Annotated in this window: 2 protein-coding genes; both read right to left on the bottom strand. The window is 74.3% G+C overall.

Annotated features, from left to right (window positions below):
• Positions 1–14,419: type I polyketide synthase (locus GWI24_RS45335; protein WP_247616598.1), on the bottom strand; the 14,419-nt coding region annotated here is incomplete at its 3' end.
• 25 nt (positions 14,420–14,444) lie between these two features.
• The coding region (locus GWI24_RS19515) for a type I polyketide synthase (RefSeq protein WP_210947211.1) at positions 14,445–20,801 on the bottom strand (6,357 nt) is incomplete at its 5' end.

Here is a 20,801-nt window from a genome sequence, read left to right as displayed (position 1 = left end):
CCCGGTCCTCAAGCGCCGGACGGGCTGGAGATGCCGTACCCGGGCATTCGAGTGCCGCGCCGTCCGAGTGCACGCCCGGACGCCCTTCGGGCGTGTCCTCAAACGCCGGACGGGCTTGATTTGCCGCACCCGGGCCTTCAGACGCCGCGCCGTCCGAGTGCACGGCCGGACGGGCTTGATGCGTCAGGTCCACCACGACCTGGTCCGGCAGCGCCGTTCCGGAATCGACGGCCTCGCCCAGCTCCGCGAGGTCCGCGTATGCCGTGGCGCCCAATCCGAACGCATCCGTGCCCAGCACCGCCCAGCGGCCGTCGGCCGAAGCGTCGGCCACGTCCGCGGGTGCGGCCGTCGTCCACTCCACGCGGTACAGCGACTCGTGGTAGGCCGTGCGCGCGCTCTCCAACTGCTCGGCCGAGACCGGGCGCAGCACCAGCGAGTCCACGGCCGCGACCGGCGCGCCGGTGGCGTCCGCGATCTCCAGCCGGACGCCGTCGCCGCCCACGGCGGCCATCCGCACCCGCAGCGTGGCCGCGCCGCTCGCGTACAGCGACACCCCGGTCCAGGCGAACGGCAGCCGCCCCTCGGTCTCGGTGCCGCCGAGCCCGGCCAGGCCGAGCGCGTGCAGCGCGGCGTCCAGCAGCGCCGGGTGCAGCCCGAACGCGGCGGCCTCCTCGGCCGTGCCCTCGTCCAGCGCCACCTCGGCGAACACCTCGCCGCCTCGCCGCCACGCCTTGTGCAGCCCCTGGAACGCGGGCCCGTACGCGAAACCGACGTCCCGCAGCTCGGCGTAACGGTCACCGACCTCGACCTCGGCGGCGTCCGCCGGAGGCCACTCGCTCAGCTCGAACGACGCCTCCGGCGCACCGCCGGACGCCAGCACACCGGACGCGTGCCGGGTCCACGGCTCCTCGGCCGACAGGTGCTCGGCCCGGGAGTGCAGTTCCAGCGGGCGGCGGCCGGTGTCATCAGCGGCGCCGACCCACAGCCGCAGCTGGACACCGCCGTCCTCGGGCAGGACCAGCGGCGCTTCGAGGGTCAGCTCCTCCAGCAGCTCACAGCCGACCTGGTCACCGGCCCGGACCGCGAGCTCCACGAACGCGGTGCCCGGCAGCAGCACGGTGTCCATGATGGTGTGATCGGCCAGCCACGGGTGCGTGGAGAGCGCCAGCCGCCCGGTGAACAACATCCCGTCCGCGCTGGGCAGTTCGGCGCTGGCTCCGAGCAACGGGTGCTCGGCCTGGCCGAGTCCGACGGCGGCCACGTCGCCGAGGAACAGCGACGAGACCTTCGGCCAGTAGCGCTGCCGCTGGAAGGCGTACGTGGGCAGCTCGGCCAGCTCGTCCGGCGCCAGCCGGGTGGCGCCGGTCCCCGCGTAGAAGGCCGCCCAGTCCACCGCCACGCCGTGCACATACGCGCGGGCGACGGCCGTGGTCAGCGCCTCGGCCTCGGGACGGTCCTTGCGCAGCGCGGAGATGAACGCGGCGTCGGACGCGGCGTCGGTCACGCACTCGTGCGCCATCGCGGTCAGGACCCCGTCCGGGCCCAGCTCGATGAACGTGGTGACGTTGCGCGCTTCGAGGGTGCGGATGCCATCCAGGAAGCGCACGGCCTCGCGGACGTGGCGGACCCAGAAGTCGGGGGTCGTGATCTCCTCGGCGGACACCACGTTGCCGGTCAGGTTGGAGACGATCGGGATGCGCGGGGCCTCGTACGACAGCCCCTCCGCGACCTCGCGGAACGCCTCCAGCATCCCGTCCATACGCGGCGAGTGGAACGCGTGGCTCACCGTGAGCCGCTTGGTCTTCCGACCCTGCGCCTCGAAACCGGAAGCGACCTCCACGGCCGCGTCCTCATCACCCGCGATGACCACCGACGACGGCCCGTTGAGCGCGGCGATCGACACCCGCTCATTCAGCAGCGGCGCCACCTCGTCCTCCGACGCCTGGACGGCAATCATCGCGCCACCGGTGGGCAGCTCCTGCATCAGCCGCCCACGCGCGGCAACCAGCTTCGCCGCGTCCGCCAAAGACAGCACACCCGCCACATGCGCGGCGGCCAGCTCACCGATCGAATGCCCGGAGAGGAAGTCGGGCCGCAGCCCCCACGCCTCCGAAACCAGCCGGAACAACGCCACCTCGACCGCGAACAACGCGGGCTGAGTGAACCCCGTCTGATCCAGTGCCTCGGCGTCATCCCCGAACAGCACCGTCTTCAACGGCCGTTCAAGGTGCTGGTCCAGCTCATCGCAGACCGCGTCCAGCGCCTCCGCGAAGGCCGGGTACGCGTAGTACAGCTCACGGCCCATGCCGAGCCGCTGGCTGCCCTGCCCGGTGAACAGGAACGCCACCCGGCCACCGGCCACCGCGCCCCGCACGAGCCCGGCCGCCGTACGGCCCTCGGCGAGCGCCTCCAGACCGGACAGCAGCCCGTCCCGGTCCTCGGCGACCAGCGCCGCGCGCTCCTCGAAGGCCGAACGGCCCACGGCGAGCGCGTAGCCGAGGTCGGCGGTACGGAGCCCGGTCCGCGCGGTCAGGTGGCCGTGCAACTGCTCGGCCTGGGCGCGCAGCCCGTCTTCCGTACGGGCCGAGAGCAGCACCGGCAGGGCCGCCGGGCCCTCATCGGCGTCCGCCACGGCCTCAGCGACAGCCTCCGGAGCCTCTTCCAGCACGGCGTGGGCATTGGTGCCGCTGAAGCCGAACGACGAGATGCCCGCACGACGCGGACGGCCGGTCTCCGGCCACTCCCGGGCCTCCGTCAGCAGGCTGATGTCGCCCGCCGACCAGTCCACATGCGGGGTGGGCTCGTCCACGTGCAGTGTCCTCGGCAGCATCCCGTGCCGCATGGCGAGGACCATCTTCATCACACCGGCGACACCGGCCGCGGCCTGCGTGTGGCCGATGTTGGACTTGATGGAGCCGAGCAGCAGCGGCTGTCCCTCCGCCCGGTCCTGGCCGTACGTGGCGAGCAGCGCCTGCGCCTCGATCGGGTCGCCCAGCTTGGTGCCCGTGCCGTGGGCCTCGACCGCGTCCACCTCGGACGCCGAAAGACCCGCACCCGCCAGCGCCTGCCGGATCACCCGCTGCTGCGACGGACCGTTCGGCGCCGTCAGACCGTTGCTCGCACCGTCCTGGTTGACCGCCGTGCCGCGCACGAGCGCGAGCACCGGGTGGCCATTGCGCCGCGCGTCCGACAGCCGCTCCACGAGCAGCATGCCGACGCCCTCGCCCCAGCCGGTGCCGTCCGCCCCGGCCGCGAACGCCTTGATCCGGCCGTCCTCCGCGAGTCCGCGCTGTCGGCTGAAGTCCACGAACACACCGGGCGTGGACATCACGGTCACACCGCCCGCGAGCGCGATCGAGCACTCGCCGCCGCGCAGCGCCTGGATCGCCGAGTGGAGGGCGACCAGCGAGGAGGAGCAGGCGGTGTCGATGGTGACCGCCGGGCCTTCGAGACCGAAGGTGTACGCGAGCCGGCCCGAGATCACGCTGGCCGCGTTGCCCGTGCCCATGTGGCCTTCGAGGCCCTGCGAGTCGCCCAGCAGCAGGGACAGATAGTCCTGGCCGTTGGTGCCGACGAAGACACCGGCGGTGGAGCCGCGCAGCGTCGCCGGGTCGATCCCGGCCCGCTCGAACGCCTCCCACGACGTCTCCAGCAGCAGCCGCTGCTGCGGGTCCATCGCGAGCGCCTCACGCGGCGAGATCCCGAAGAACGCCGGGTCGAAGTCGGCAGCGTCCCGCAGGAAGCCGCCTTCGCGGACGTAGGAGGTGCCCTCGACATCCGGGTCCGGGTTGTAGAGCGTGTGGAGGTCCCAGCCGCGGTCGGCGGGCATGTCCGAGATGACGTCCGTACCGGACACCAGCAGCCGCCACAGCTCCTCGGGGGTGCGGACACCGCCCGGGAAGCGGCAGCTCATCGCGACGATCGCGATCGGATCGTCGTCGGCCACCACGCCCGCCACCGGCGACGCGCCGCCCGTGGCCGCCACCTGCCCGCCGAGCAGTTCGGCGAAGAGGTGGTCGGCGAGGGCGATCGGCGTCGGGTAGTCGTAGATGAGCGTGGCGGGCAGCCGCAGATCGGTGGCGGCGTTGAGGCCGTTGCGCAGTTCGACGGCGGTGAGGGAGTCGAAACCGATGTCGCGGAAGGCCCGTTCGGCGCTGATGTCGGACGCGTCGGCGTGACCGAGGACCTCCGCGACGTGGGTCCGTACGAGGTCCAGCAGCGCCCGGTGGCGCTCCGCCTCGGGCAGGCCGAGGAGGCGCCGGGCGAGCGCGGAGGCCGTCTCGGCGGGCGCGGCGTCGCTGGTCGCGGTGACGGCGGCCTGGCGCACCTCGGGCAGGTCGGCCAGCAGGGGGCTCGGGCGGCCCGCGGTGAAGCCCGGCGCGAACCGGTCCCAGTCGACATCCGCCACGGTCACGGCCGCGTCGCCCAGGTCGAGGGCGCGCTCCAGGGCGTCGATCGCGAGATCGGCGTCCATCGGCGGCATCCCGGCGCGGCGCATCCGCTGCTCCAGCGCCTCGTCGGCGGCCATACCGCCCGCGGCCCACGGGCCCCAGGCGATCGAGGTGGCGGGCAAGCCCTGGGCGCGGCGCAGCTCGGCCAGCGCGTCCAGGAAGGCGTTCGCGGCGGCGTAGTTGGCCTGGCCCGCGGCGCCCACGGTGCCACTGGTCGAGGAGAACAGCACGAACGCGGACAGGTCAAGATCGCGCGTCAGCTCGTCCAGCGCGAGCGCGGCATCGGCCTTCGCGCGCAGGACGGAGACGAAGCGCTCGGGAGTCAGCGACTCCAGGACGCCGTCGTCCAGCACCCCGGCCGCGTGCACCACGGCCGTCAGCGGGAACTCGGCGGGGAGGTCGGCCAGCAGCCCGGTCAGGGCCTCCCGGTCGGCCACATCGCACGCGGCGACCGTGATCCGGGCACCGGTGGCGGCGAGTTCATCGCGCAGCTCGGCCGCGCCGGGGGCGTCGAGGCCCCGGCGGCTGGTGAGCACCACATGTTCGGCGCCCTTGTCGATCAGCCAACGGGCCACCTGGCCGCCCAGCGCGCCCGTACCGCCCGTCACCAGCACCGTGCCGTGGGCGCTCCAGCCCTCGGACTCCGCCACCTGCCGTGCGGTCGCCCGCGCCAGCCGGCGGCCGAACACCCCGGAGGCGCGGACCGCGATCTGGTCCTCGTCCCCGGCCCCGGCGAGCACCACCGCGAGCCGCGAGAGCACCCGGTCGGTCAGCGTCTCGGGGAGGTCGATGAGACCGCCCCAGCGGTCGGGCAGCTCCAGGGCCGCCACCCGGCCCAGGCCCCAGACCTGGGCGCGGGCCGGGTCCACCGGCTCGCCCTGACGCCCCGTCGAGACCGCGCCCCGGGTGGCACACCACAGCGGCGCGTCGATCGCGGCGTCACCCATGGCCTGCACGAGGGCGGCCGTGGGCAGCAGGGCGTCGGCGTCGCCGGTGGCCAGCAGCGAGAGCACACCGGCCACGGCGCCACCACCGGCCGCCGTACGCAGCCGCTCGGCGATCCCCGCGCGGTCCTCGTCGGCCAGGTCGAGCCGCCGTGCTTCGGCGCCCCGCTCGGTCAGCGTACGGACGACACCGTCCGTCCACGCGTCGGCGGCGGCGTCCCCGGCCGGGGCGACGACGAGCCACACCCCGGACAGCCGGGCCGCGGAGCCCAGCGACAGCGGCTTCCACGCCACCTGGTACCGCCAGCCGTCGACACCCGAGGCGGCGGCCAGGCTCGCCACCGGCTCCTCGGGCCAGTAGCGGCGGTGCTGGAAGGCGTACGTCGGCAGGTCCACGCGGTGCGCGCCGGTCCCGGCGAAGTACCCGGCCCAGTCCGGCGCCACGCCGCGCACATACGCGCGGGCGAGGGCCGTGGTCAGCGCCTCGGCCTCGGGCCGGTCCTTGCGCAGCGCCGAGACGAACGCGGCATCGGACGCGGCGTCGGTCACGCACTCCTGCGCCATCGCGGTGAGCACACCATCGGGGCCCAGCTCGATGAACGTGGTGACGCCCTGGGCCTCGAGGGTCCGGACGCCATCGAGGAAGCGGACGGCCTCGCGGACGTGGCGCACCCAGAAGTCGGCCGTCGTGATCTCCTCGGCGGACACCACGTTGCCGGTGAGGTTGGAGACGATCGGGATGCGCGGGGCCTCGTACGACAACCCCTGCGCCACCTCGCGGAACGCGTCCAACATGCCGTCCATGCGCGGCGAGTGGAACGCGTGGCTCACCGTGAGCCGCTTGGTCTTACGACCCTGCGCCTCAAAACCGGCCGCGATCTCCAGCGCCGCGTCCTCATCGCCCGCGATGACGAGGGACGTGGGCCCGTTGAGCGCGGCGATGCTGACCCGGTCGGTCAGCAGCGGCGCCACCTCGTCCTCCGACGCCTGGACGGCGATCATCGCGCCACCGGTGGGCAGCTCCTGCATCAGCCGCCCACGCGCGGCCACCAGCTTCGCCGCATCCGCCAAAGACAGCACACCCGCCACATGCGCGGCGGCCAGCTCACCGATCGAGTGACCCGACAGGTAGTCCGGCGTCAGACCCCACGCCTCAACGAGACGGAACAGCGCCACCTCAACCGCGAACAGGGCGGGCTGAGTGAACCCCGTCTGATCCAGCGCCTCGGCATCCTCCCCGAACAGCACCGTCTTCAACGGCCGTTCAAGGTGCTGGTCCAGCTCATCGCACACCGCGTCCAGCGCGTCGGCGAACACCGGATAGGCGTGGTACAGCTCGCGGCCCATCCCCAGCCGCTGGCTTCCCTGCCCCGTGAACAGGAACGCCGTCTCGCCCTCGGCGACCGCGCCCTGGATCAGCCCCGGCGCGGACTCCCCCCGCGCCAGCGCGTCAAGACCGGCCAGCAGGTCGTCCCTGCCGTCCGCGACCAGCACCGCGCGTGCGTCCAGCGCGGCGCGGCCCGTGGCCAGGGTGTGGGCCACGTCGACCGGTTCGAGGTCGGGCTGGGTGGTCAGATGGGCGTAGAGCCGCTCGGCCTGGGCGCGCAGGGCGTCGGTGCCCTTGGCGGAGAGCGCGTACGGCAGCACACCGGAGCCGTCCCGCTCGGCGTCCGCCACCGGCTCGGCGACGATGGCCGGGGCCTGCTCGATGATGGTGTGCGCGTTGGTGCCGCTGATGCCGAACGAGGACACCGCGGCCCGGCGCGCGCGGCCGGTCTCCGGCCACTCCATCCGCTCGGTCAGCAGCGCGATGTCACCGGCCGTCCAGTCGACATGCGGCGACGGCTCGTCCACGTGCAGCGTCCGCGGCAGCACACCGTGCCGCATCGCCATCACCATCTTGATGATTCCGGCGACACCGGCCGCCGCCTGGGCGTGGCCGATGTTGGACTTGATGGAGCCGAGCAGCAGGGGCTGCCCGTCGGGCCGCTCCTGACCGTAGGTGGCGAGCAGCGCCTGCGCCTCGATCGGGTCGCCCAGCGTCGTACCCGTGCCGTGCGCCTCGACCACGTCCACATCGCCGCTGGTCAGCCCGGCGCTGACCAGCGCCTTACGGATGACACGCTGCTGGGACGGGCCGTTCGGCGCGGTGAGGCCATTGCTCGCACCGTCCTGGTTGACGGCCGAGCCGCGCACCACGGCCAGCACCTGGTGGCCGTTGCGCCGCGCGTCCGACAGCCGCTCCACGAGCAGCATGCCGACGCCCTCGCCCCAGCCGGTGCCGTCCGCCCCGGCCGCGAACGCCTTGCAGCGGCCGTCGGCGGCCAGACCGCCCTGGCGGCTGAACTCGGTGAAGTGGCCGGGCGTCGTCATCACGGTGACACCGCCCGCGAGCGCCATCGTGCACTCGCCCTGGCGCAGCGCCTGGATCGCCCAGTGCAGCGCCACGAGCGACGACGAACAGGCCGTGTCGACGGTGACCGCCGGGCCCTCCAGACCGAGGGCATAGGCGATACGGCCGGACATGACGCTGCCCGCGTTGCCCGTCATCACATGGCCCGCGACCTCCGAACCGGCCTGCTCCAGGCCCGCGTCGTAGCCGCTGTAGGCCGCGCCGACGAACACGCCGACCGAGCGGCCGCGCAGCGAGTCCGGGTCGATCCCGGCGCGTTCGAAGACCTCCCAGGACGTTTCCAGCAGCAGCCGCTGCTGCGGGTCCATGGCCAGCGCCTCGCGCGGCGAGATGCCGAAGAACGCGGCGTCGAAGAGGTCCGCGTCGTGGAGGAAGCCACCGGCGCGGGCGTAGTCGGACGGGCCCGCGTCGGCCTCGTCGCCGTCCGCCGCCCACTGGCTCTCCCAGTTGCGGTTGACGGGGAATCCGGTGATGGCGTCCGAGCCCGTGGCCACGAGCTGCCACAGGTCCTCGGGCGAGCGGACGTCGCCGGGGTAGCGGCAGCCCATCGCGACGATGGCGATCGGGTCGTCGGCGAGGGAGGCGGCGGTGGCGGCGGTGGCGGCGGTGGCGGCGAGTGCCGGGTCCGCCGGCTCGGCCCCGGCCTCGTTCTCGTTCTCGTCCGGGCCGAGGAGTTCGGCGCGCAGATGGTCGGCGAGGACGGTGGGGTTGGGGTGGTCGAAGACGATCGTGGTGGGCAGCTTGAGCCCGGTGGCGGCGGAGAGCCGGTTGCGCAGTTCGACGGCGGTGAGCGAGTCGAAGCCCAGCTCCTTGAAGGCGCGGCGCGCCTCGATGGCGTCGGCGGAGGCATGGCCGAGGGCCGTGGCCACATGGCCGCGTACGAGGTCCAGCAGCGTCCGGCGGCGCTCGTTCGGGGAGAGCGCGCGCAGCCGCCCGGCCAGGGACGAACCGGCGGCGAGCGCGCCCACGGCGGTGCGCCGGCCAGTGGTCCGGATCAGCCCGCGCAGCAGCGCCGGGACCGGGCCGGCTCCGGCGGCGGAGCGCAGCGCGGCGAGGTCGAGGCGGGCCGGGATCAGCAGGGTACGGCCGGTGCGGTGGGCGGCGTCGAAGAGCGCCATGCCCTCGTCGTCGGTGAGGGCGCCCATGCCGCTGCGGGCCAGCCGCAGCAGATCGGTCTCGGTCAGACCGCCGGTGATCCCGCCCGGCTGGGCCCACAGGCCCCACACCAGCGAGGTGGCGGGCAGGCCCGCCGCGTGGCGGTGTGCGGCGAGGGCGTCGAGGAAGACGTTGGCCGCGGCGTAGTTGGCCTGGCCCGCGCCGCCCAGCGTGCCCGCGATGGCGGAGAACAGCACGAACGCGGACAGGTCGAGGTCGCGGGTCAGCTCGTGCAGATTCCACGCCGCGTCCACCTTGGGACGCAGCACCCGCTCCAGCTGCTCGGTCGTCAGGGCGGCGGCCGTGCCGTCGTCCAGCACACCGGCGGTGTGAACGACGGCCGTCAGCGGATGCTCGGCCGGGACAGCGGCCAGGGTGGCGGCGAGCGCGTCGCGGTCCGCGGCGTCGCAGGCGGCGAGAGTGACTTCGGCGCCCCGCGTACGGAGTTCGGCGGCCAGTTCGGCGGCGCCGTCGGCGTCCGCGCCACGGCGGCTGGTCAGCAGCAGGTGGCGTACGCCGTGCTCGGCCACCAGGTGGCGGGCGAGCAGCCGGCCGAGGGCGCCGGTGCCGCCGGTGATGAGCACGGTGCCGTCGGCGTCGAACGCCGGGGCGGCGGCCACGCAGTTGTTGTCCCGGGCCGGGACCGAGGTCGAGCCCGACGCCGACCCCAGGGCCGGAGCTGAGCCCGAGGCCGGGGCCGAGCCCGGGGTCAGGGCCGAACCGGAGCCCGAGGCCGAGCCCGAGTCCGGGGCCGAACCCGAGCCCGAGGCCGAGCCCGAGTCCGGGGCCGAACCCGAGCCCGAGGCGGGGGCCGAACCCAGGGCCGAACCGGAGCCCGAGACCGGGACCGGGGCCGAACCCGAGCCCGAGCCCAGGGCCGAACCCGAGCCCGAGCCCAGGGCCGAACCCGAGCCCGGGGCCGAGGCCGGGGCCGAGTGCGAACCCGAGGCCGAGTCCGAGGCCGAGCCCGGGACCGAGCCCAGGGCCGAATCCCAGCCCGGGCCCGAGCCCGAGCCCGAGACCGAGCCCGAGACCGAGCCCAGGGCCGAATCCCAGCCCGGGGCCGAGCCCGAGGCCGAACCCGGGGCCAAGCCCGAGCCCGAGGCTGAGCCCGGGGCCGAACCCAGGGCCGAACCGGAGCCCGAGACCGGGACCGGGGCCGAGGCCGAGGCCGGGGCCGAGCCCAGGGCCGAACCGGAGCCCGAGACCGGGACCGAACCCAAGCCCGGGGCCGAGCCCAGCGCCGGACCCGAACCCGGGGTCGGGGCCGAGGCGCGGGTCAGGCGGGGGGCGAGGGCGCGGCCCGCGCGCAGGGCGAGCTCCGGTTCCCCGGTGGCCAGGGCGTCGGAGAGCGCGTCGGCGGAGGTCTCGTCGAGGTCGACGAGGACGAAGCGGCCGGGGTTCTCGGTCTCGGCGGAGCGCACCAGACCCCACAGGGGCGCGTGCGCCAGGTCGGTGACGCCCTCCTCGGCATCGGCGGCCATCGCGCCCCGGGTGACGAGCACCAGGCGCGCGTCGGCGAACCGCTCATCGGCCAGCCAGCCCTGCACCAGGGCCAGCGCACGCCGCGCCTCCCGGTGCGCGGCCTCGGCCACGTCCTCGTTCGCGTCGCCGGACGCGGGCGCGAAGGACGCGAGGACCAGCTCGGGGGCGGCGGTGTCGCCCGCCTCGACGGACCCGCCCAGCGCGGCCAGGTCGGGGGCGGAGGCGGCGGCCACTCCGGCCGCGACCAGCCCGAACGGATCGTCGCCCAGGGCAATACGGCGGGTGGCGGCGTCCGGACCGGCGGAGGCGGTCCGCGGGGCCACCCAGTCCAGCCGGAACAGGCTCTGCCGCACCACGTCCGCGTCACCGGTGAGGTCGTCGGGCAGCGGACGACACCGCAGGCCGTCCACGGCGGCGACCGGCTCGCCCGTGGCATCGGCGAGCGCCAGGGACACCATGTCGGCCCCGGCGGGTGCGATCCGCACGCGCAGCGCGGACGCGCCCTCCGCGTACAGGGAGACGCCCCGCCAGCCATCGGTCAGCTGGGCGCCGTCGCGGCCGTGAAGGACGTGCAGGGCGGCGTCCAGCAGCGCCGGATGGACGGCGAACTCCTCGGCACCGGGCTTGGTGTCGTCGTCCAGCCGGACCTCGGCGAAGAGTTCGTCCCCGCGCCGCCAGGCGGCCGTGAGCCCCTGGAACGCCGGGCCGTACCGCAGCCCGCCCTCGGCCAGCCGGGCGTAGAGCGCCTCGGGCTCGATGGCCTCGGCGGCGGTCGGCGGCCACTCGACGAGGTCGAACGACGGGCTGGGGGCGCCGGAGGCGAGCACACCGCTCGCGTTGCGCACCCATGCCGTGTCGGCGGGGGCGTCCTCCGCGCGGGAGGAGACGGTGAACGAGCGGTGCCCGGCGTCGTCCGGCGCGCCGACCGTGATCTGCAGCCGGACGCCACCGCGTACGGGCAGCACCAGCGGGGTGTGCGGGGTCAGCTCGTCGAGAAGGTCACAGCCGAGCTGGTCACCGGCCCGGACGGCAAGCTCGACGAACGCCGAGCCCGGCAGCACCACCGCGTCCCGGACCGTGTGCTCGGCCAGCCACGGATGGGTGTCGAGGCCCAGCCGTCCCGTGAACACCAGCCCATCGGACTCCGCCAGCGGCACCGCCGCGCCCAGCAGCGGATGCCCCGCCAACTCCAGCCCCACGGAGGCCACATCGCCCACGGACGCCGCGCCCGGCTCCAGCCAGAACCGCTCGCGCTGGAAGGCGTACGTCGGCAGATCGACGCGGTGCGCGCCGGTCCCGGCGAAGTACGCGGCCCAGTCCGGCGCCACACCACGGACATGGGCCCGGGCGACGGCCGTGGTCAGCGCCTCGGCCTCGTGACGGTCCCTGCGCAGCGCCGAGATGAACGCGGCGTCCTCGCCGGTCACGCAGTCCTGGGCCATGGCGGTCAGGACGCCGTCCGGGCCCAGCTCGATGAACGTCGAGACGTTCTGCGCCTCCAGGGTCCGCACCCCGTCCAGGAAGCGGACGGCCTCGCGGACATGGCGCACCCAGAAGTCGGCGGTCGTGATCTCCTCGGCGGAGACGACGGCACCGGTGAGGTTGGAGACGATCGGGATGCGCGGGGCCTCGTACGACAGCCCCTCCGCGACCTCGCGGAACGCCTCCAACATCCCGTCCATACGCGGCGAGTGGAACGCATGGCTGACCGTGAGCCGCTTGGTCTTACGACCCTGCGCCTCAAAACCAGAAGCGATCTCCAGAGCCGCGTCCTCATCACCCGCGATGACCACGGACGACGGCCCGTTGAGCGCGGCGATCGAGACGCGCTCGGTCAGCAGCGGCGCCACCTCGTCCTCGGACGCCTGCACCGCGATCATCGCGCCGCCCGCAGGAAGCTCCTGCATCAACCGCCCACGCGCCGCGACCAGCTTCGCCGCGTCCGCAAGCGAGAGCACACCCGCCACATGCGCGGCGGCCAGCTCACCGATCGAATGCCCGGAAAGGAAGTCGGGCCGCAGCCCCCACGCCTCCGAAACCAGCCGGAACAACGCCACCTCAACCGCGAACAACGCGGGCTGAGTGAACCCCGTCTGATCCAGCGCCTCGGCGTCATCCCCGAACAGGACGTCCTTCAAAGGCCGTGCGAGATGCGGGTCCAGCTCCGCACACACCGCGTCCAGAGCCTCGGCGAACGCCGGATAGGACGCGTAGAGCTCACGCCCCATCCCCAGCCGCTGACTCCCCTGCCCGGTGAACAGGAACGCCACCTTGCCACCGGCCACCGAGCCTTCGACGAGCCCGGGCGCGGATTCCTCTCGCGCCAGCGCACCCAGCCCGGCCAGCAGCCCATCCCGGCCCTCAGCGACCACCACCGCACGGTGCTCAAAGGCGGACCGCCCGGTCGCCAGCGAGAACCCCACATCCACCGGCCGCAGCTCGTCGCGCCCCTCCACATGCGCCACCAGCCGCTCCGCCTGAGCACGCAGCGCACCCGCACCCCGCCCCGAAAGCACCCACGGCAGCACACCGGGAGCCACAGCGCCCGAAGGCGCCTCCGCAGCCTCCGCAACCTCCGCCTCCTCCGGCGCCTGCTCGATGATGGTGTGCACATTCGTGCCGCTCACACCGAACGACGACACACCCGCCCGGCGCGGCCGGCCGGTCTCGGGCCACGGCCGCGCCTCGGTCAGCAGGGACACCTCTCCCGCCGACCAGTCGACATGTGGGGTGGGCTCGTCCACGTGCAGCGTCTGCGGCAGCACCCCGTGCCGCATCGCCATGACCATCTTGATGACACCGCCGATACCGGCGACGTTCTGGGTGTGGCCGATGTTCGACTTCAGCGAGCCGAGCCACAGCGGCCGCCCCTCCGGTCGCTCCTGGCCGTACGTGGCGAGCAGCGCCTGCGCCTCGATCGGGTCGCCCAGCGTCGTACCCGTGCCGTGCGCCTCCACCGCGTCCACATCGGCGGCGGAGAGCCGGGCGTTCTCCAGGGCCTGCCGGATGACACGCCGCTGGGACGGCCCGTTCGGCGCCGTCAGGCCATTGGACGCACCGTCCTGGTTCACGGCGCTGCCACGCACCACCGCCAGCACCGGGTGGCCGTTCCTGCGCGCGTCCGACAGCCGCTCGACCAGCAGCACGGCGACACCCTCGGACCAGCCGGTGCCATCCGCCGAGGCCGCGAAGGACTTGCAGCGGCCGTCGGCGGAGAGGCCGCGCTGTCGGCTGAACTCCACGAACACGTCCGGCGAGGACAGCACGGTCGCGCCCGCCGCCACCGCCAGCGAGCACTCGCTCTGGCGCAGCGCCTGGACCGCCAGGTGCAGCGCGACCGAGGACGAGGAGCAGGCGGTGTCGATGGTGGCCGCCGGGCCCTCGAGGCCGAAGGCGTAGGAGAGCCGCCCGGACGCGACGCTGGAGGCGGTACCGGTGAGCAGATGGCCCTCGACACCCTCCGGCAGGTCGTACTCCCCCGCCCCGTACGCCTGCGTGGACGCGCCGACGAACACACCGGTGCGCGAACCCCGCACCGTCGCCGGGTCGATCCCGGCCCGCTCGAACGCCTCCCACGACGTCTCCAGCAGCAGCCGCTGCTGCGGGTCCATCGCGAGTGCCTCGCGCGGTGAGATCCCGAAGAAGCCCGGGTCGAACCGGCTGGCGTCGTACAGGAAGCCGCCCCCGCGGGCGTAGAACGTGCCCTCGCGCTCCGGGTCCGGGTCGTACAGCGCCTCGATGTCCCAGCCGCGGTCGTCGGGGAAGCCGGAGATGGCGTCCTGGCCGTCCGCCACCAGCCGCCACAGCTCCTCGGGGCTGCCGACGCCGCCGGGGAATCGGCAGCTCATGCCGACGATCGCGATCGGTTCCCGGGAGGCGTCGGTGAGCTGCTGGTTCTGTTTCCGCAGCCGCTCGGTTTCCTTCAGCGAGGCCCGCAGCGCGTCAACGAGCTTTTCGTTGGGGGTTGTCATCGTGTACTCCGTGCTTGGGCCCGCGTCAGGAATCGTTGCCGTCGAGGCTGTCGAGGTCGAGCGCCATGTCGATGAGGTGCTGGACGTCCATCTCGTCGATGGACTCCGCCTCTTCCTCGGCGCGGCTGGGGTCGGAAGTGGCGGCTTGTGGATCGGCCAGCCTGAGCAGCGTGTCCAGCAGCCCGGCCTCCCGGATCCGGCTCATCGGGATGGTGGCCAGGGTGCGGCGCAGCTCGACGTCCTGCGGATCGAGGTCCACATCGGGCAGGGCGTGGCCGTGGTCCGGTCCGTCCGGGACCAGCTCGGTCAGCAGGTGCTCGGCGAGCGCGGCCGGTGTCGGGTAGTCGTAGACCAGGCTGGCGGGCAGCTTGAGGCCGGTGGCCGCGCCGAGCCGGGTGCGCAGCTCGACCGCGGTGAGCGAGTCGAAGCCCAACTCGTTGAAGGCGCGCCCGGCCTCGACCTCGTCGGCGGAGGCGTGGCCGAGGGCGCTGGCCACATGGGTGCGGACCAGCTCCAGCACCGTGTCCTTTCGCTCGGCCGCGGACCGCCCGGCGAGCCGCTCGCGCAGGCCCGACGCGCCGTCGGCCGCCGCCGTGTCCGCCGGCCCGCCGTCGTCGCCGCCGCGCAGGGCCCTGGCCACCTGCGGCAGATCGTCGATCAGCGGGCGGGGGCGGGCGGCGGTGAAGGCCGGGGCGAAACGCTCCCAGTCGACATCCGCCACCGTCACGGCGGTCTCCTCGCGGGAGAGCACCCGCTGGAAGGCGACCATGTTCACCTCCGGTGCCATGGGCGGCAGTCCGCGGCGGCGCAGCTGCTCCTCGGCGTCGCCCTCGGCGGCCATGCCGCCCTCCGCCCACGGGCCCCAGGCCACGGAGGTGGCGGGCAGGCCACGGGCCCGGCGCTGTTCGGCCAGCGCGTCGAGGAACGCGTTTCCGGCCGCGTAGGCGCCCTGGCCGCCACTGCCCCACACCCCGGCGATCGAGGAGAAGAGCACGAAGGCGTCCAGCGGGTCGGCGTCCGCGCCGAAGAGCGCGTCGAGGTGGACCGCACCGGTCGTCTTGGCCGCCAAGATCCGGGCGAACTCGGGGAGTTCGGTGCCGGTGCCGGGCTCCTGGGAGATCCCGGCCGAGTGCACCACGGCCCGGACCGGCGTGCCGTCCACGGCCAGCTTCTCCACCAGCGCGGCGAGCGCGTGGCGGTCGGCCACATCGCACGCCTCGACGGTCACGGCGGTGTCGGTGCCGGACAGTTCGGCCACGATCTCGGCCGCGCCCGGCGCGTCGGGGCCACGGCGGCTGAGCAGCACCAGCCGCTCCGCGCCATGGTCCGCCAGCCAGCGGGCCACATGCCGCCCCAGGGCGCCCGTGCCACCGGTCACCAGCACGGTGCCGCGCGGTGTCCAGGGCTCGGCGGCCGCGGTGGCCGCGGTGCGCGGGGCCGGGACGAGGCGGCGTACGAAGACCCCGGTGGGGCGGATCGCCACCTGGTCCTCGTCGTCCGACCCGGCGAGTACGGCAGCGAGCCGGTCCAGCGCCCGCTCGTCCACGGTCTCCGGGAGGTCCACCAGACCGCCCCAGCGCTCGGGCTGCTCCAGGGCGACCACGCGTCCGTAGCCCCAGACCTGGGCCTGGGTGGCGCTGTCCAGCCGGTCGGCGCCGCCGGTCGAGACCGCGCCCCGGGTGGCGCACCACAGCCGCGCCGGGGCGTCGTCACCCCGCCGCGCCAGCGCCTCGGCCAGCGCACCGGTCAGCGCGAGGCCGACCGGCACCGCCGGATGCTCCGGGTGCGGCCGCTCGTCCAGCGCCAGCAGGGACAGCACCCCGGCCACCGGGCCGTCGGCCGACGCCGCGGCGAGACGGTCGGCCACGGCGGCGGGGTCGGTGTCCACGGCGTCCAGTTCCAGCGTGACGACCCGCACGCCGCGGCGCGTCAGATCACCGGCCACGGCGGTGATCCGCGGGTCGTCGGCGTGGCTCGCCGGGACGACGGTCAGCCAGGTGCCGGACGGGGCCGGAGCGCCCGACGGGCCGCCCCGCTGACGCGGCTTCCACACCACGTTGTAGAGGTGGCCGTCGGCGGCGGACCGCTCGCGCTGGGCGCGGCGCCACGACGACAGGGCGGGCAGCACCGCGCTGAGCGGCTGGTCGCCCTCGACCCGCAGCTCACCGGCGAGCGACTCCCAGTCCTCGCGCTCCACGGCCTCCCAGAACCGCGCGTCCACCGCGTCCACGGCACCCTCGGCCGGGGTCCCGGCCTCCAGGGCGGTGTCCGGCCAGTAGCGGCGGCGCTGGAACGCGTATGTCGGCAGGTCGACGCGGTGTGCGCCGGTCCCGGCGAAGTACCCGGCCCAGTCCACCTCGGCGCCCCGGACATACGCCTGGGCGAGCACGGTGGTGACGGTCTCGGCCTCGGTGCGGTCCGTGCGCAACGCGGCGGCGAAACCGGCCGCGTCGGCGTCGGTGACGCACTCCTGGGCCATGGCGGTCAGGACGCCGTCGGGGCCCAGCTCGACGTAGGTGGTGACGCCCTGGGCTTCCAACGTCCGTACGCCATCGAGGAAACGGACCGCCTCGCGGACGTGGCGCACCCAGAAATCGGGGCTGGTGATCTCCTCGGTGGAGACCAGCTCGCCCGTCAGGTTGGACACGATCGGGATGCGCGGGGATTCGTACGTGAGCCCCCGCGCCACCTCGCGGAACGCGTCCAACATGCCGTCCATGCGCGGCGAGTGGAAGGCGTGGCTGACCGTGAGGCGCTTGGTCTTACGGCCCTGGGCCTCGAATACGGCCGCGATCTCAGCCGCCGCATCCTCATCACCCGCGATGACGACGGAGGTGGGCCCGTTGAGCGCGGCGATCGAGACACGCTCGGTGAGCAGCGGCGTCACCTCGTCCTCGGACGCCTGGACGGCGATCATCGCGCCACCGGTGGGCAGCTCCTGCATCAGCCGGCCACGCGCGGCCACCAGCGTGCACGCGTCGGTGAGGGAGAGCACACCGGCCACATGCGCGGCGGCCAGCTCACCAATCGAGTGACCGGACAGGAAGTCCGCCTTCAGGCCCCACGCCTCGACGAGCCGGAACAGCGCCACCTCGACCGCGAACAGCGCGGGCTGGGTGAACCCGGTCCGGTCCAGCGCCTCGGCGTCCTCCCCGAACAGCACCTCACGAAGCGGCCGTTCGAGATGCCGGTCCAGCTCCGCACACACCGCGTCCAGCGCCTCCGCGAATACGGGGAACGCGTCGTACAGCTCACGCCCCATGCCGAGCCGCTGGCTGCCCTGACCGGTGAAGAGGAACGCCACCTTGCCACCGGCCACCGAACCCTGGACGAGCCCCGCCGCACCGCGCCCCTCGGCCAGCGCCGCGAGCTGGTCGCCGAGGAGGTCGCCGTCCCGGCCGAGCAACACGGCCCGGTGTTCCAGGGCGGCGCGCGAGGTGGCCAGGGAGTACGCGAGGTCGAGCGGGCGCGGACCGTCGGCCCCGGCGGCCACGGAGGGGCGCAGCCGTGCGGCCTGGGCCCGTAGCGCGTCCTCGGTACGGGCCGAGACCGGCCAGGCGAGGACGGGCAGGGACCGCTCCGGAGCGGGCGCGGAGACCGCGTCCATGGCCGGGGCCTGTTCGATGATCGCGTGCGAGTTGGTGCCGCTGAAGCCGAACGACGACACGCCCGCGCGGCGCGGACGGCCGGTCTCCGGCCAGGGCCGGGCCTCGGTCAGCAGCTCGATGTCACCGGCGGTCCAGTCGACGTGCGGAGTCGGCTCGCTGACGTGCAGCGTCCGCGGCAGCACACCGTGCCGCATCGCCATGACCATCTTCATGATGCCGGCGGCGCCCGCCACGGCCTGGGTGTGGCCGATGTTGGACTTCACCGAACCCAGCCACAGCGGCCGGTCCTCGGGCCGGTCCTGGCCGTAGGTGGCGAGCAGCGCCTGCGCCTCGATCGGGTCGCCCAGCGTCGTCCCGGTGCCGTGGGCCTCCACGGCGTCGATGTCCGTGGCCGACAGCCCCGCGTTGGCGAGGGCCTGCCGGATGACGCGCTGCTGGGACGGGCCGTTGGGCGCCGTCAGGCCGTTGGACGCGCCGTCCTGGTTGATGGCGGTGGAGCGCAGGACGGCGAGCACCGGGTGACCGTTCCTGCGGGCGTCGGAGAGCCGCTCCACCAGGAACAGGCCCACGCCCTCGGACCAGTTGGTGCCGTCCGCGTCACCGGAGAACGCCTTGATCCGGCCGTCGGCGGCCAGTCCGCGCTGCCGGCTGAACTCCAGGAAGGCGCCCGGGGTGGACATGACCGTGACGGCACCGGCCAGCGCGAGCGAGCATTCGCCGCTGCGCAGCGCCTGCGCGGCCAGGTGCAGCGCCACCACCGAGGACGAGCAGGCCGTGTCGATGGTGACCGCGGGGCCTTCGAGCCCGAAGGCGTAGGAGAGGCGGCCGGAGGCCACGCTGGAGGAGTTGCCGGTGCCGAGGTGGCCTTCGAGGCCCTGCGGCTCGTTCAGCCACAGGGTCAGGTAGTCCTGGTCGTTGGAGCCGATGTAGACCCCGGTACGGCTGCCGCGCAGCGCGGCCGGGTCGATCCCGGCCCGCTCGAACGCCTCCCAGGTGGTCTCCATCAGCAGCCGCTGCTGCGGGTCCATCGCGAGCGCCTCGCGCGGCGAGATGCCGAAGAACGAGGCGTCGAAGTCGGCCACGTCGTGCAGGAAGCCACCCTCGCGGGTGTAGCTGGTGCCCTCGAGGTCGGGGTCGTCGCTGTAGAGCGTGGCGAGGTCCCAGCCGCGGTCGGCGGGGAACGGGGTGATGGCGTCGTCACCGGCCACCAGCAACTGCCACAGCTCCTCGGGCGAGTGCACCCCGCCGGGGAAGCGGCAGCTCATGGCGACGATCGCGATCGGGTCGTCGCGGTCCACCGCGCTGATCATCCGGTCGGGGACGTCTCCGTCGGCCGGGTCCCCGACGATCTCCTGGCGCAGATGGCCCGCCAGGGCGGTCGAGGTGGGGTAGTCGAAGACGAGCGTCGGCGGCAGCCGCAGCCCGGTGGCCTCACGCAGCAGGTTGCGCAGCTCGACGGCGGTCAGGGAGTCGAAGCCCAGCTCCTTGAACGCCCGGCCCTCCTCGACGGCCTGCGGGCCCGCATAGCCGAGGACGGCCGCCACCTGCGTACGGACCAGGTCCAGCAGCAGCCGGTCCTGCTCGGCCGCGCTCAGCCCGGCCAGCCGCTCCGCCAGCGCGGAACCGCAGCCCGCGGCGGTGTCCACCGCGCGGCGCACCGGGACCCGCACCAGCCCGCGCAGCAGCGGCGCGAGCGCGCCCGCCGCGGCCTGGGCGCGCAGCGCCACGGCGTCCACGCGCATCGGGACCGGTGCCACCTCGTCCGTGGTGAGCGCGGCGTCGAGGAGCGCCAGGCCCTCCGCCGGGGACAGCGGCGGCAGCCCGGCGCGCCGCATCCGGCTGATGTCGGCCTCGTCCAGGCCACCGGCCATACCGGCGCCCGCCCAGGGGCCCCAGGACAGTGAGACGGCGGGCAGGCCCTCGGCGCGGCGGTGTGCGGCCAGGGCGTCCAGGAAGGCGTTGGCGGCCGCGTAGTTGCCCTGGCCAGGGGTGCCGAACACGCCCGAGGCGGAGGAGAAGAGTACGAAGGCGGTGAGGTCCAGGTCGCGGGTGAGCTCGTGGAGGTGCCACGCCGCGTCCACCTTCGGGCGCATGACGTGGTCGACGCGCTCGTGGGTGAGGGAGCCGATCACACCGTCGTCCAGCACACCGGCGGTGTGGACGATGGCGGTCAGCGGGTGCTCGGCGGGGACGGCGGCGAGGGCCGCGGCGAGCGCGTCCCGGTCGGCCACATCACATGCCGACCAGCTCACCGTGGCGCCCAACTCGGCCAGCTCGGTGGTGAGTTCATTCGCACCCGGCGCCTCGCCGCCGCGACGGCTCACCAGCAGCAGATGCCGTACGCCACGCTCGGCCACCAGATGCCGCGCCACGAGCCCGCCCAGCGAACCGGACGCGCCGGTCACCAGCACCGTGCCCTCGGGGCCGAAGGTGTTCTCAGTGGTCGTCCCGTCCGCGACCGGCACCCTGGCCAGCCGCGGGATACGGGCCACGCCCGCACGGACGGCCAGCTGCTCCTCGCCCGCCGCCAGCGCGGCCGGAAGCGCCGCGAGGGACGCGTCCTGGCCGTCGATGTCCAGGAGGACGAAGCGGTCCGGGTTCTCGGCCTGCGCCGTGCGCAGCAGACCGTGGACGGCGGCGCCCGCGAGGTCCGTCACCGGCTCACCGGCCTCGGTGGCCACGGCTCCCGAGGTCAGCAGGACCAGGCGTGAGTCCGTGAAGCGGTCGTCGGCCAGCCACTGCTGGAGCAGCCCCAGCACCTGGGTGGTGGCCTG

It is taken from the genome of Streptomyces sp. MK37H (assembly GCF_018035285.1).
GTDB classification, from domain to species: Bacteria; Actinomycetota; Actinomycetes; order Streptomycetales; family Streptomycetaceae; genus Streptomyces; species Streptomyces endocoffeicus.
The sequence above is the reverse complement of the archived record's forward strand: the minus strand, read 5'-3'. Positions and strand labels throughout refer to the sequence as shown.